Genomic DNA, 13,973 nt, shown 5'->3' on the forward strand with positions numbered 1-13,973 from the left:
CTTCGTTCGGTTCATGCAAATGACACTAAATAGGCTATATGACACAAAGTGTCATTGGCAAGGATAAAACGTCGCTCCCTTGATGGATTAATCGCTCTACATGTCTATCCGTTTGAAATTATTGAGAAAAAAACTTGGTGTAACGCTGGAGGCTTTGGCCGAGAAATCCGGCATGACCAAGAGTTATCTGTCGAAGGTCGAGCGGGGCTTGAACACGCCGTCGATCGCGGCTGCGTTGAAACTGGCCAAGGCGCTGAACGTGAAGGTCGAGGAGCTGTTCTCCGACGACAACGTCAGTCTCGACAGCTACAGCCTGGTGCGCAGCGATGAGCGCCAGTCCCTGGCCGCCAATGACCAGAGTCCCGGTTACGCCGTGCTGGCTCATCAGGTGAGTGAGCGCAGTCTGCTGCCGTTCATCATTTATCCGCCCACCGAATTCGTCGACAAGGCGTTCAAGGAGCACACCGGGGAGGAGTTTTTATTCGTCCACGAAGGGCAGGTGGAAGTGGATTTCATGAATGAGCGGGTGCTGCTCAACCGTGGGGATGCGCTGCACTTCAATGCGCAGAAACCTCACCGGATCCGGTCAGTGGGTGAGGTTCTGGCGCAGTTGCTGGTGGTGGTGCATAGCAGCGAAGAGTGAAGGTGATGCCTGTAGCAGCTGGCGCAGCCTGCGTTCGACTGCGAAGCAGTCGTGATTTATCGGCAGTGTGCCAGATGGACAGCGTCGTACGGATTGGCGACTGCTGCGCAGTCGAACGCAGCCTCGCAAGCTCGACGGCTGCTACGGGTATGAATCGGTGCTACAAGGATCGCTTCATACCTCAACCGGGACCGTCAGCCTGGAACTCCCCAGCGGATGCGTCTTGGAATCAAAAAACCGCAACTCGCTGCCCGTGCCCTCGAACACCTTCGCGTAATGCCGTTTCTGGTGCTGAACGAATGCCTTACTGCGTGGCTTGATCGAGATGGCGACCACCTTCGGTCTTGCCTGGCGCAGTGCATGAATAATGTGACTGTCCTGTTCGCCCAGGGCATGACCGAAGAGGCACAGCCCCTCTTCATGACCGAGTAACTGGTCGTAGCAGAACGACAGATAATCCGAGCTGCGAATGGTCTTGAGCTTGTCCTGCGACGGGCCTTCGTTGACGAACAGCGGTACATCGTCCAGCGTCTTGATCGTATTGTTGATCGCGAAACTGCCCAGCAAGGTGCCCTCGGTCGACATCAGCTTGCGCGCGGTGCCGTCCTGATTGCGCACCAGGTGCAACCCGCCGTGCAGGTACAGCAAACGGGTTTTCTCGGTGGCCGTGCGGCTCAGATCAAAACCCGGTTCGGCGCCCTGGAACAGGTCGGTGATCGAATCCGGCTGATGCTGAATGGCCCAATAGTTGAGCAAGTCGTAATTGGTGGTGAACACCGTCCGGTAACGGGCCAGTTCCTGACTGATGGTCGCCAGGGTCGCCGGCACCACCAGTCGCCAGGGGATATGCACCGCATGCACGGTGTTGATCAGCGCTTCCTTGATCGCGTAGTAGCGATTGCGCGGCGCGGCGGAGCTGACGGCCAGGGCCTTGTTCACGCGACTAGTGGTTTTCAGTGCGCTGAGGACTTGCTCGAAGCTACGCGTCTGCATCGCCTCGAACACGCTGAGCTCGGACTGGCTCAGGGGTTTTTCTTCGACGGTGCGGGCGTTTTCGAACAGCGAGTCGTAGCCGAAATCGTCCCACACCGCGCGGCTGGCGCCGTTGCCCAACAGCAAGCCGCTGAACGTAGCGGTGGTGCGCAAGGCGTTCCAGTCTTCAAGTTGGGCATCAACATCCTGGAAATCGGTCATTGCGTTGGTCGTCTCGAAAGCAAAAGGTCTGATGGGCGGCGACTTTATCACGACCCGACGTTGAGCCAGATCAAGTTACCGCACCCTGGATGAGTTGATCCTGTCGGTATCCGCTGGATTGTCTTTGTCGATTCGGCACCCGTCAGGAGATTCGCTCATGAGCAGCACCTTTTTTATTCCCGCCGTAAACATCATGGGCATCGGCTGCCTCGACGAAGCCATGGTCGCCATTGGCAAATATGGCTTTCGCAAGGCGCTGATCGTCACCGATACCGGGCTGGCCAAGGCTGGCGTGGCGGCAATGATCGCCGGCAAGCTGGCGGAACTGGACATTGACTCGGTTATTTTCGACGGCGCCAAACCTAATCCGAGCATCGCCAATGTCGAGCTTGGCCTTGGTCTGCTCAAGGAAAGTCAGTGTGATTTCGTGGTGTCCCTGGGCGGCGGTTCGCCCCATGACTGCGCTAAAGGCATCGCTCTGTGCGCGACCAACGGCGGGCAGATTCGCGACTATGAAGGCGTCGATCAATCTACCCGGCCGCAACTGCCGCTGATCGCCATCAACACCACCGCCGGCACCGCCAGCGAGATGACCCGCTTCTGCATCATCACCGACGAATCGCGCCACGTGAAAATGGCCATCGTCGACCGCAACGTCACGCCGCTGCTGTCGGTCAACGATCCGGCACTGATGGTTGCCATGCCCAAAAGCCTGACCGCTGCCACCGGTATGGACGCACTGACTCACGCCATCGAAGCCTATGTGTCCACCGCCGCCAACCCGATCACCGATGCCTGTGCGTTGAAGGCCATCACCTTGATCAGCAACAACCTGCGCCTGGCCGTGCGCGACGGCCGCGACCTGGCGGCACGGGAAAACATGGCCTACGCGCAGTTCCTCGCGGGCATGGCGTTCAACAACGCGTCACTGGGTTTCGTCCATGCCATGGCGCACCAGTTGGGCGGGTTCTACGACTTGCCTCACGGCGTATGCAACGCCGTGCTGCTGCCGCACGTGCAGAGCTTTAACGCGCTGGTCTGCGCCGATCGCCTGACCGATGTGGCCCATGCGATGGGTGCCGACACTCGCGGGTGCAGCCCGGAAGAGGGCGCTCAAGCGGCCATTACGGCCATTCGCACTCTGTCCCACGACGTGGAAATTCCCGCCGGTTTGCGTGAACTCGGCGCCAGGCTCAACGACATTCCTGTCCTCGCCACCAACGCTCTCAAGGACGCTTGCGGCCTGACCAATCCCCGGACGGCGGATCAGCGTCAGATCGAGGAGATTTTCCGCAGCGCGTTTTAAGCTGTTTTATGGCTGGGCGCGAGCTTTACGCAGAGCATCGCGCCCAACGCCAGCAAGGTGCAGAGCAATGATAATGGCCAGGCGTGTTCGCTTGCGATCAGGCTGGCAATCGCGCCGATCACAGCGGCCATCAACTGGTGAATGAAGCCGCTGAGCGCCATCGCATAGGCACCGCCGACCGGCGAACCATCGTTGGCCAATGACAGGCTGATCGGGTAGTTCAACGATTGACCGAACACTGCAACGCAGTAGGGCAACCAGAACAGCAGTGCGATTGAAGTACCCAAGAAGCTGCCCAGCAACATTACCGCACTCCCGGCCAATATCAGCCCTACACCGGCCGCCATCATGGGTCGTTGGCCGGTGCGAAGCACGAAGCCATTCACTGCCAAAGCCCCCAAAAAATACGCCGCGCTGATGGGCCAACCCAACAGTCCGTAATCCACCGCCGACCAGTTGAATGGACCTTGCAGAATCAGCGGCGCTGCCGTGTTGAACGCGATGATCACCCCATAACCGAGACCACCGGCGAGGGCCGGCAACACAAAGGCCCGGTCACACACAATTCGCCCGTAACTCCGCCAGGCGGATGACTGGACGCTGTCCTCGTCTCGAATGGGAAACGTGACACGCGCTACACCCATCGCCATCAAAAGACTCACACTGCCCAACAGATAAAAAATGGCGGACCAACCTAACGTCACCTGAATGATTGACCCCAGGTACTGACCTATCCCCAGCGCTACTACGAAAGAGATCGAAATCCAGGACAGCGCTTTAGCCAGCAGGTCACCGCGAAAGCTGTCGCGGATCAGCACCCGGGCCATCACCGAAATGCCGCTCGCGCCAATGCCCTGAACAAGTCTTAACGCTAAGAATGATTCAAGTGTCTGGCCCAGAGGCAGGGCGAGGTTTGCGACCCCGTAGATACCCAGTGCCGCGAGCAATACCGGTTTTCGTCCGATGCGTTGGCTGAGGCTGCCCCAGAACAACATCGGCAGCGCCATACCGATGAGATAAACCGCCAGCCCCCACGAAACCTGCGAGGCATCGGCAGACAGATGCCGGGCCATTTCCGGCAATGCCGGCAGGTAAATACTCATGCCCAACTGGGCGAGGAAAACCGTGCTGCAGGTGACGAGGAGGGTGGTGCTGCTTTTCATGTAAAACCTTGGCACTGATCGGCAGGAATTTTGATTGCGGCAAGACTACACCCGGCGGCCGGGCCAACGACGAATAATCCAATGCTCCTTTTTACCTTTACAAGGAGTCAGGTTTGCTGGCGAAGACGGACTGGCCTCCGCCCTGCCACGCCAGGGTTTTCCCCTCAACCCGCGGTCACCAGCGTTTTACCCGGACTGGCACTGAACTGGATCAGCACCACCCCGGCAATCAACAACGCCGCCCCCAAAACGCGCGGCAAGGTCATTTGCCGTTCCACCAAACCGAACAACCCAAAGTGGTCCAGCACCAGTGATGCAACCACTTGTCCTGCCAGCGCCAGCGCGATAAACCCCGACGCCCCCAACTTGGGCAATAGCATCAGCGCCAACGAAATAAAGCACACGCCAAACGCACCGCCGGCCCACATCCATAACGGCGCCTTGGTAATGAATGCCAACGTTGGCAAGGGCAAGCGCATCGCCACGATCACCGGCAACAACACCGCAATGCTGACCAATAACGAGGCAAGCGTTGCCCATAACGGATGTCCGAGGCCTCTGCCGAGATTGGCATTGATTGCACTCTGAAAGGGCACCACCGCCCCGGCTATCACGGCCAACAGCAGCAGGCCGGCCCAATGCAACGTAGTCATGATGAAACTCCAGCAGGTTTTGCTGGACTCTAGAGTATTCGTCGCGCAGATTTAAATTCCAAATTGCTATGCAGAACATGCATCAGATGAATGACCTTAGGCGCATTGACCTTAACTTGCTGGTGATCCTTGACGCTTTGCTCATGGAGCAACACGTCACCCGCGCAGCCGAGCGCCTGCACCTCAGTCAACCGGCGGTCAGCCATGCGTTGGCGCGGCTGCGTGATCTGCTCGGCGATCCGTTGCTGGTGCGAGCCGGTGCCACGCTGGTGCCAACGCCGCGGGCGCTGGAGTTGGTCACGCCCCTGGCCGAAGTGCTTGCACAGGTGCAATCGCTGCTGGCGCCGAACACGTTCGATCCGGCCACCGCCAAACGCACTTTTCGCCTGGCCATGTCCGATTACGGAGCTGCGATCGTCTTACCGGGGCTGGTTCGAACCTTGCGGCGTGATGCACCGGGGATCGATCTGCAGATCAGCCATGCCAGTCGCGAAGGGATGCTCGATGCCGTGTTGAATGGCGACATCGACATGGCGGCCGGGGTCTTTCCGGAGATACCGAACGAACTGCGCAGCACGGCGTTGTTCGATGAGCATTACGTGTGCCTGGTCGACCGTAACAGCCTGCCAACCGGTGGTGAGCTGGACCTGCCGACATACCTTTCACGACCTCACGTTCTGCTGGAGATGCGCGGCAGTGGCACACCGGAAATCGAACGGACCCTGACGGCACTGCGCGCTCGCCGACGTGTGTCGATCAGCCTGCCGCACTGGAGCGTGGCGCCTGCGTTCATCAGCGCTACGGATCTGATTCTCACGGTGGCCTCTCGCGCGGTGAGCAGCGTTGATGAGCGGTCATTGATCGTGGTGCCGCCGCCGTTCAAGATTCCCGCGTTTACCTTTGTGCTGGCGTGGCATAAACGGCGGAGCGGGGATCAGGCGTTGAATTGGCTAAAGGATGAAATCGAGCGATTAATGGTCTGCGACGCCCCGCCTGTATCCCTCTAGCTCAACAAACGCAGTAGACTCGCGAGCATTCAGCGCACCTCGAACAGGAGTTCCCATGACCGCCTCTTTGCTACTGGCCGTTCTTGCTTCGGGCTTTATCTATGGCATTACTCCGGGCCCCGGCGTGCTGGCAGTGTTAGGCATTGGTGCCGCACGCGGACGGCGGGCCGGGGCGGGGTTTCTCTGCGGGCATTTACTGGGCGATGTGGTCTGGTGCAGCACGGCGCTGATCGCGATTGTCGGCGCGCGGGAAATTGGCAGCACGGCGTTCGACGTGCTGGGCGTGATCAGCGGTCTTTATCTGTTCTGGCTTGGATTGCGCGCCGTACGTGCCAAACGCAGCAGTGCCGAAGTGCCCCAAGGACCAGCGCGGCAGCCGTTCTGGCATGGCATTCTGTTCGGGCTGACCAATCCCAAAGCGTACCCGGTGGCGGTGGCGACGTTCACCGCACTCCTGTCCAGTCGTGCAGAGTTGCTGCACTGGTCGATGTTGCCCTGGTTGATCGCCTTGAGTTTCGTGGGTGGCCTTATTGCCTACGCTATCCTCATTGGCATCGTCGGCGCCCGGCAGGTACGCACCTTGTACCAGCGTCATGAACTGTTGATCACCCGGTTGTGCGGGGTAATGTTTATCGGTTTCGCCATCAATGCTCTGGTGCATGCAGTGCCAGGCCTGGTGGCGAGCAAGACTTGAATCTGATCGCAGGGCACCATGGAAAGCAGAAATTCCGCGCCGCTGGCGAGCTACATTGATCTATTGCTGGACGCCGTGTGTGCGGTCGATAAACAAGGTCGCTTCGTGTTTGTCAGCGCGGCCTGCGAACAGGTTTTTGGCTACACCCCCGATGAGTTGATCGGCCAGGCGATGATCGATCTGGTGCATCCGGCCGATCGACAGCGGACCCTCGACGCTGCGCGGGAGATCATGGGCGGCGAGCCCAAGCTGAATTTCGAAAACCGCTACCTGCGCAAGGACGGTCGGGTGGTGCATATCCTCTGGTCGGCCCGCTGGTCGGAAGTCGATCAGCTGCGCATTGCCGTGGCCCGCGATATCACCGGGCGCAAGCAGGCCGAATCACGGCAGGCGGCGTTGTACGCGATCTCCGAAGCGGCCCATGCCGCAGAAGATTTGCTGGCATTGTTCAAGCGTATCCATTTGCTGATCGGTGAATGGTTGCCGGCGATGAATTTCTCCGTGGCCTTGTATGACGAGCACTGTTCACAGCTGAATTTCCCCTATCACGTCGATGACCTTGAGCCGCAACCCGAGCAGCCGGGGACGGTCACCGGGCGCTTGTGCGCAGAGGTCATTCGCAGCGGTCAACCGATACTGCTGACCCCGGATCAAGGCAACGCTCCTGCGGGGTTCGAGGCGTTGGTGGCGGGCCAGGAATCTCCCTGCTGGTTGGGCGTACCGCTGAACTCGCAAAACGGCACCATTGGTGCCCTGATCGTCAAAAGTGTTGCGGGCGGCGAGCGCTACACCGAGCAGGACAAGGAATTGCTGCAGTTTGTGTGTGCCCAGGTGGCCACCGCGATCGAGCGCAAGCAACTTCATGCCCGCCTCGAACGCATGGCGCAGTACGACGCACTGACTCAACTGCCCAATCGCGCGTTACTCCGTGACCGTCTGAAAAGTTCGCTGACATTGGCTCAAATGGACGGTGGTCGCATGGCGCTGCTGTACGTCGATCTCGACCGCTTCAAGGAGGTCAACGACAACCATGGCCATTCGGTGGGCGATATGTTGCTGCAAGCGGTGGCCAATCGGCTAAAGGGCTGCGTGCGCGAAACCGACACGGTGGCCCGCATCGGGGGCGACGAGTTCGTGGTTTTGCTGCACAGCATTCATGCTGCGGAAGACGCCGACAAAGTCGCGAAGAAAATCCGTCAGGTATTGGCGCAGCCACTGCGCCTGGACGGCCACAGCTTGACCATTCGGACCAGCATTGGCGTCGCGCTGTACCCTGAGCACGGCACTGAAGAGAAGCAGCTGTTCAGACATGCCGATGAAGCGATGTACACCGCCAAGCGCCAGCATCACCTGCGCCTCGACGCCTGAAAAACGGCCACCGTTCGTCGCAGCGTTTGTAGCTTTTCTAAACCTTTTGGGGCTGGGAAATTCTGATCCTATGCGGGCTCCTGCTCGCCGCGATCATTACCAAGAGGTAGAGAATCATGCCTAATTCAAGAAACTCGAACTCGGGAAACTTCGCCAACGATCGAACGAAGGCGTCTGAAGCCGGTCGCAAAGGTGGGAAAACAACCACCACGACTGTCGATAAAGACCCTGCGAAACCCGATATGGGCCGCAAAGGTGGTCAGAAGTCCAAGTAGTCGGTGAAGGTTGTTTTGATTGAGAGGCGGGGGCGAAAGCTCCCGCTTGAATTTTTTGTCAGAGGAGGGCGCGACCATGAGCCGGATGGCCACCCGTATACGCAATGCCAGTTTAGTCACGATATTGGGGCTCTTTGCCAGCAGTGCTTTTGCACAATCGCCCGCTGAATTCATCAACGATGCTTCCGCCAAAGGCATGGCCGACATCGAAGCCAGCCGCCTGGCGCATCAGAAATCCGAATCCAAAGAAGTAAAGGACTACACCATTGTGGTCATCAATGACCGCACCACTGCCAATCAGCATTTGGCGAAGATCGCCAAGCAACTGGATTTGCCAGTGGCCCCGCGCGAAGAAGTGGTGAGTGAAGCTCAAAGCCTGATGCCGGAGTTGCAGGACGGCGCATCCTTTGACAAGGCATACGCAGCCAGTCAGGTGAAAACTACCGAAGAGGCCATCGAGCAACTGCAGCAGCAAGCGCAGACGACCGATGTGCCGGAAATCAAAGCCTTCGCCGAAGAAACCCTGCCCAAACTGCAAAATCATCTGCAGATGGCCAAGGCACTTCAAGCCAGCCGCTAATGGCTCTCATACAAACGGCGCAGGATTACCTGCGCCGTTTTTTTTGCATCAGCAGTCGTTCAGGTCTGTTTTGCGCTTGCTTGAAGCAGCCAGGCCTTCCAGCGCATGAACATCTTTCTCACCCATGGCGCGATAGTGTTTGCGCAGTGCTTCCAGTTGCTTGAGATCGAGCAATTCAAGCCCGAGCATCGCGTTTTGCGCTTCCTTGTTCACCCGCAGTAATTCATCGATCTTCAAGTGCAGGATGTCGGTGTCGCGGTTTTGAGTGTTCTGGATCAGGAAGACCATCAGGAACGTGATGATCGTGGTCGAGGTATTGATGATCAGCTGCCAGGTGTCGTTGTAACTGAAAATCGGCCCGCTTAACCCCCAGAGAAAAATAAGAATCAACGCGCCCATGAACGTCTTTGGACTACCGGCCCACAAAGCGAGCTTCTGCGAGATTTTTGCGAATTTCATTGCCGTCTTCCTTATAGGGATGCGCCTGACATTTGAGACAGCGCCGGCATGCTGAAAATTCTGCTTACAATTGCGAATTATGAAAGAGACGCAACAAAACGGCTTTCGAGACAGTCACTACTCTAGTCACTCGAATTTGGAGAATCACATGAACGTCGCTCGCCTGTTTTGCCTTTCCTGCTGCCTGTTTGTTCTGCAAGGCTGCTTTGATAATTCGGATAACGAAACCAAGGACAATACAGATGGCACCAAATCTTCGGTGCAGATGCAGGAGAAGGGGGATAAATAGCCGTTCCTTTGTGGGGTTTGCTGGCGGATTCTCTCTCGTCATGAGGGTGAATTCGCCATGATCGCCGAATCTTTGGCGGGCATCTTTCTTTTCGACGGTTTGTGACTAGTATCAATGGCAGTCAATTTGCCAGCATGCAAATAGTGCATTGAAACCAGTGGAAGAGGTCACGCATGGAGTTTTTTGAAAAGCTAACAAGCTTAGCGGCCAAAGTTCGTCTACAGAGCGCAGCCATTCAAACCGAAGAAGCGACCAAAAACGCTTTCGTCATGCCCTTTATTAGTACGGTGCTAGGCTACGATGTTTTTGATCCAACGGAGGTGACTCCTGAGTTCGTTTGTGATGTTGGAACGAAGAAGGGTGAGAAGATCGACTATGCAATCATGAAAGGAGGTGAGGTTCAGATACTCATTGAGTGTAAAAAGATAGGTGAGTCGCTGCACATCAATCATGCTTCGCAGCTATTCCGTTATTTCCATGTCACCAGTGCCAGAATTTCTATCCTCACGAATGGCCAGGTCTACAAATTTTTTACTGATCTCGATGCTCCGAATAAAATGGATGAAAAACCATTTTTGGAGCTCGATTTGCTGGATATTGATGAGTATTCCGTTCCCGAGTTGGTCAAGCTCACAAAATCTGCATTCGACGTGGACTCGATCATCAGCGCAGCGGGTGAATTGAAGTACGTTAGCCAAATTAAAAAGGTGATTGCCTCTCAGGTAAGCAAGCCAGATGACGACTTTGTCAAAGTCTTCGCCTCTCGAGTCTACGACGGCGTAATAACGCAAAAAGTACGCGAGCAATTTCATGAACTGACAAGAAAAGCGGTTGCGCAGTTTCTCAACGACCAAATCAACGATCGGCTCAAGTCTGCCATGAGTGGTGCTATTCAGCCTGCTTTGGCTTCTCTGCCAGTGTCTTCCAGCGACTCAGAACGACAAGATATACGGGATGAGTCGGAGGACAAGGTTTTGACAACACTGGAGGAGCTCGAGGGGTATCACATCGTCCGTGCAGTGGTTAGATCTGTAGTCGATGCAAAACGGATTGTTCAACGTGACACCCAGAGTTACTTCGGCATCCTGCTCGACGACAATAACCGCAAGCCGATCTGTCGTTTGCATTTCAATCGCTCGCAAAAGTACATCGGTATATTCGACGAAGAGAAGAATGAAACCCGGCACGCGATTGCATCGATAGATAATATTTATGATTACTCTGATCAACTGAAGAAAACAGTTGGGTATTACGAATAGAGTGATTTCGGAAAAATTAAAACCGGCTACGGAGCCGGTTTTTTTTCTTGAAATTCAGGGAGTTTTTCCCGGGGCGTGATAGAGCGGCATATCGTTCGAGGTATCGTAGCCAATCGATGTCCGCATTTGACTGCTATTTCGCACCGACAGGAGAACGCAATGAGTTGGTCCGCCAAACAATACGTCGCTTTTGAAGATGAACGCACGCGCCCGGCGCGAGACTTGCTCGCCGTCGTTCCGCCCATGGACGCGCGTTCCGCTATCGACATCGGCTGCGGCCCCGGCAATTCGACCGAGTTGCTGGTGGAGCGCTTTGCCAACGCCACAGTGCGTGGCGTCGACAGTTCGACCGACATGATCGAAGCCGCGCGCAAGCGCTTGCCACAAGTGCAATTCGATACCGTTGATATCGGCACCTGGGACGAAAGCGGCCCGTTCGACGTGATTTTTGCCAACGCGGTGCTGCAGTGGCTGCCCGATCATGCAACGTTGCTGCCTGCGTTGGTGAACAAGCTTGCACCGGGTGGCAGCCTGGCGATTCAGATGCCCGACAATCTCAATGAGCCGTCGCACCGTTTGATGCGCGAAGTTGCCGCCGATGGTCCATGGGCCAGCAAGTTGGCGGACGCCGCTGGGCAACGCACGGAAGTGGCCAGTGCCAGCGATTACTACTCAATGCTGCGACCGCATTGCGCACGCGTCGATGTGTGGCGCACCACCTACCATCATCCCCTGGCGGGCGGTGCGTCGGGGGTGGTCGAGTGGTTCAAGGGCAGCGGGTTGCGACCATTTCTCGAACCGCTGGATGAAGCGGAAAAGGCGCAGTACCTCAAGCAGTACCTGGCCGCGATCGAGCAGGTTTACCCGACGCTGAGCGACGGCTCGGTGCTGTTGCCGTTCCCGCGTTTGTTTCTGGTGGCGACTCGCTAATCCTGAGGGACGAATAACGCTGTAGGTTATTTGTCCCTTCGTTTGACGCTCAGGTAATCAAAGAGAAACGAAGCGAAACCGAACAACCCAATCATCGAAATGATCATGATCCCCAACTCTGAATTGTCCATGCTGATCTCTAGTGGAAAGATGAGCTGGCAGGTTAAGGCATCTCCGGTCGCGCTAAATGTCGCGCTACGCTTTCTTTACTGGCTCTCTGCAATCCATACGCAAAAATTACGCGTATGGGGCGGACTGACCCGCCTCCTCATAGCCTCCTCATCCCTGCTGCAGCACCTTGAGTGCCGCAGACTAGGAGGGAGGAGGGAGGCGCGCGGCGGCTGGGTCGGGTTTCTGTATTGCAGGATTTTGCCGGATGCAAAGACCGGCTAATTGCGCTGATGGCTGAGAAATTCGGAAGCGATGCGCGCGCTTTATGTAGCAGCTGGCGAAGCCTGCGTCCGACTGCGAAGCAGTCGTAAACCTGAGTGCGAGGTCTTCCTGAAACACCGTGCCGCATGAATTTACGACTGCTTCGCAGTCGGACGCAGGCTTCGCCAGCTGCTACAAAAAAGCATGTTTCGGCTAGAGCATCCCGTCGTTGGTCATTGTCTGATTGCCGAATTTGATGTCGTTGATCACCAGGCGATCACCAAATCCCAGGCACAAAAAAACCGGCCATCGATACCGGTTTTTTTCTTTGTCTGCATCCCAAGTTAAAAAACAACCTGAGATCAAAATTCGATTGGAGCGGGTGAAGGGAATCGAACCCTCGTTATCAGCTTGGGAAGCTGGAGTAATGCCATTATACGACACCCGCTCAGAGCGGCTGACTTTGTACCAGATGTGCGCCGGGAAATGAAGTTTTTCTTTAGGCGCGATCACTTGAATACGGGTGAGGACAACGCACAAACCAAGTGGCGGTCTATCGCGGGCAAGCCTTGCTCCCACAGAAGCGGTAGCGTCCAGGCAAGCAGGCTTGCTCGCGATGACTCTGTTTCAGATGGCCAGTGCATGTTGGTCCTGGACGTAGTGGTAACGCGTTCGGCTTTCATGTGGCGAAGGCTGCAGGAAACCCAGCAGTGCGTTACGGCTGTCACGGCAGGCGGCTTTGTGTTCCATGTCGAGGAAGTGACCGGTCGCCTCAAGCGTGGTGAAGGTGCTGTGTTGTACGTGATTGGCGAACAACCGTGCGCCATCGGCGGCGGTGTATTCGTCCCATTCGCCGTTCAGGAACAACACCGGCACGTTGATTTTTTCCGATGCTTTGAGGAAGCACTGGCGGTCGCTGTGCAGCAGGTCGTTGATGTGGAAGTGCATCTGCCCGTATTCATGATCGGCCAGGCTGCTGACGTGGCGATAGTTGAAGCGCTTGAACAGCGATGGCAAGTGCTTGCCGATGGTGCTGTTCACCAGGTTGCCGACCCGGTCGCCATCGCGGCTGCCGAGGCAGTCAACGCCGCGCTCGAGGTAGTCGAGCATGTGCGCGTTGATCTCCGGGGAGAACGAGCTGATCACGGCTTTTTCGATGCGTCGTGGCCGTTGGGCGAGGGCGACCAGCGTCGCGGCGCCACCCCAGGAAAACGACAGCACGTGCTCGGCGGCGAAGTGGTCGATCAGCTCCAGGAGGATCTGTCCTTCGACGTCCTTGGTCAGCAGTTTCTCGTGCAGGTTGTGTGCTTTCGACTTGCCCGCGTAGGGCTGGTCGTAGCAGACCACGTTGAATTGCGGATGAAGGTTTTTCACGGTTTGTGCAAACGACGCAGTCGTGGCCATCGAGCCGTTGACCAAAATAATGGTCTTCTCTGCGGCGTCTGCGCGATAGAACTCCGTGTAGACCCGATACTGACCCTGTATATCCAGCACAGCGATTTCTGGCCTCATGTCGTAAGACTCCTGGCAAGCGGGTATGCGCGCAAATGAGATTGCACGAGCTTTGTGACAGGTAGGCATACGCCTGGAACTTGATAGGCCCATGTCGATCCGGTGAAGCAGGTCGACGGGTATTATTATTGGCGGGCAGTCTGCCGGTCTGAGGCGGAACCTGAGGGTTCTCTAACCGGCAAAAAGTTTCTTAGAAGTATGTTGTGACTCGTCAGTCACATTTCGGCTGACGTCCTGATATAAGCAGGGCGGAAAGCTTCGCGCAAGTG

The 13,973-nt window shown here is 56.7% G+C and carries 15 protein-coding genes and 1 tRNA gene; 10 read left to right on the forward strand and 6 right to left on the reverse strand.

Annotation, left to right across the window (positions count from 1 at the left end):
* Positions 1 to 100: 100 nt before the first annotated feature.
* Positions 101 to 643, forward strand: coding sequence for a helix-turn-helix domain-containing protein (locus ACA063_RS06505; RefSeq protein ID WP_497665212.1), 543 nt, complete (start codon positions 101 to 103; stop codon positions 641 to 643).
* Between the two features lie 174 nt (positions 644 to 817).
* Here the strand turns inward: ACA063_RS06505 and ACA063_RS06510 are convergent, their stop codons facing one another.
* Entirely contained in the window at positions 818 to 1,837 is a 1,020-nt protein-coding gene (locus ACA063_RS06510) for a DUF4917 family protein (protein ID WP_497665213.1), read from the reverse strand.
* Between the two features lie 157 nt (positions 1,838 to 1,994).
* Between ACA063_RS06510 and yiaY the strand changes: the two genes are divergently transcribed.
* On the forward strand, positions 1,995 to 3,143 hold the full coding sequence (gene yiaY / locus ACA063_RS06515) for an L-threonine dehydrogenase (protein WP_497665214.1): 1,149 nt from the start codon (positions 1,995 to 1,997) through the stop codon (positions 3,141 to 3,143).
* Here yiaY and ACA063_RS06520 read toward each other — a convergent pair.
* Both ACA063_RS06520 and ACA063_RS06525 read right to left on the reverse strand, forming a co-directional pair.
* Positions 3,140 to 4,306, reverse strand: a complete 1,167-nt coding sequence (locus ACA063_RS06520; RefSeq protein WP_497665215.1) for a multidrug effflux MFS transporter — start codon at positions 4,304 to 4,306, stop codon at positions 3,140 to 3,142. The genes yiaY and ACA063_RS06520 overlap by 4 nt on opposite strands.
* Positions 4,307 to 4,470: 164 nt before the next feature.
* Positions 4,471 to 4,959, reverse strand: coding sequence for a DMT family transporter (locus ACA063_RS06525; RefSeq protein ID WP_497665216.1), 489 nt, complete (start codon positions 4,957 to 4,959; stop codon positions 4,471 to 4,473).
* A 77-nt stretch (positions 4,960 to 5,036) separates the two neighbouring features.
* Here ACA063_RS06525 and ACA063_RS06530 point away from each other — a divergent pair, with 77 nt between their 5' ends.
* The 5 genes from ACA063_RS06530 to ACA063_RS06550 all read left to right on the forward strand — a co-directional run bounded on the left by ACA063_RS06530 (position 5,037) and on the right by ACA063_RS06550 (position 8,883).
* On the forward strand, positions 5,037 to 5,966 hold the full coding sequence (locus tag ACA063_RS06530; protein ID WP_497665217.1) for a LysR family transcriptional regulator: 930 nt from the start codon (positions 5,037 to 5,039) through the stop codon (positions 5,964 to 5,966).
* A gap of 55 nt (positions 5,967 to 6,021) precedes the next feature.
* Entirely contained in the window at positions 6,022 to 6,660 is a 639-nt protein-coding gene (locus ACA063_RS06535) for a LysE family translocator (protein WP_497665218.1), read from the forward strand.
* A gap of 18 nt (positions 6,661 to 6,678) precedes the next feature.
* Positions 6,679 to 8,028 (forward strand): sensor domain-containing protein, encoded by a 1,350-nt coding sequence (locus ACA063_RS06540; protein ID WP_497665219.1) that lies wholly within the window; start codon positions 6,679 to 6,681, stop codon positions 8,026 to 8,028.
* A gap of 116 nt (positions 8,029 to 8,144) precedes the next feature.
* Complete coding sequence (locus tag ACA063_RS06545) at positions 8,145 to 8,303, forward strand: KGG domain-containing protein (RefSeq protein ID WP_010462447.1); 159 nt, start codon at positions 8,145 to 8,147, stop codon at positions 8,301 to 8,303.
* Between the two features lie 76 nt (positions 8,304 to 8,379).
* Entirely contained in the window at positions 8,380 to 8,883 is a 504-nt protein-coding gene (locus tag ACA063_RS06550) for a DUF4142 domain-containing protein (protein WP_497665220.1), read from the forward strand.
* A gap of 48 nt (positions 8,884 to 8,931) precedes the next feature.
* Here the strand turns inward: ACA063_RS06550 and ACA063_RS06555 are convergent, their stop codons facing one another.
* Complete coding sequence (locus ACA063_RS06555; RefSeq protein ID WP_162440506.1) at positions 8,932 to 9,342, reverse strand: low affinity iron permease family protein; 411 nt, start codon at positions 9,340 to 9,342, stop codon at positions 8,932 to 8,934.
* A gap of 148 nt (positions 9,343 to 9,490) precedes the next feature.
* Here ACA063_RS06555 and ACA063_RS06560 point away from each other — a divergent pair, with 148 nt between their 5' ends.
* The 3 genes from ACA063_RS06560 (at position 9,491) to tam (ending at position 11,820) form a co-directional block, all read left to right on the forward strand.
* Entirely contained in the window at positions 9,491 to 9,631 is a 141-nt protein-coding gene (locus ACA063_RS06560) for a hypothetical protein (protein ID WP_497665221.1), read from the forward strand.
* Positions 9,632 to 9,804: 173 nt separating this feature from the next.
* The gene (locus tag ACA063_RS06565) at positions 9,805 to 10,890 is read left to right on the forward strand and encodes a type I restriction endonuclease (RefSeq protein WP_497665222.1); all 1,086 of its coding nucleotides are present in this window, start codon (positions 9,805 to 9,807) and stop codon (positions 10,888 to 10,890) included.
* 159 nt (positions 10,891 to 11,049) lie between these two features.
* The gene (tam, locus tag ACA063_RS06570; protein WP_497665223.1) at positions 11,050 to 11,820 is read left to right on the forward strand and encodes a trans-aconitate 2-methyltransferase; all 771 of its coding nucleotides are present in this window, start codon (positions 11,050 to 11,052) and stop codon (positions 11,818 to 11,820) included.
* A 746-nt stretch (positions 11,821 to 12,566) separates the two neighbouring features.
* Here the strand turns inward: tam and ACA063_RS06575 are convergent.
* Both ACA063_RS06575 and ACA063_RS06580 read right to left on the reverse strand, forming a co-directional pair.
* Positions 12,567 to 12,640: transfer RNA gene (locus ACA063_RS06575), tRNA-Gly, on the reverse strand.
* Between the two features lie 179 nt (positions 12,641 to 12,819).
* A complete protein-coding gene (locus ACA063_RS06580; RefSeq protein WP_497665224.1) occupies positions 12,820 to 13,704 on the reverse strand; it encodes an alpha/beta fold hydrolase in 885 nt (294 codons plus the stop codon).
* Positions 13,705 to 13,973: the final 269 nt, after the last annotated feature.

The sequence above is a fragment of the Pseudomonas sp. LBUM1643 genome, from assembly GCF_059716215.1.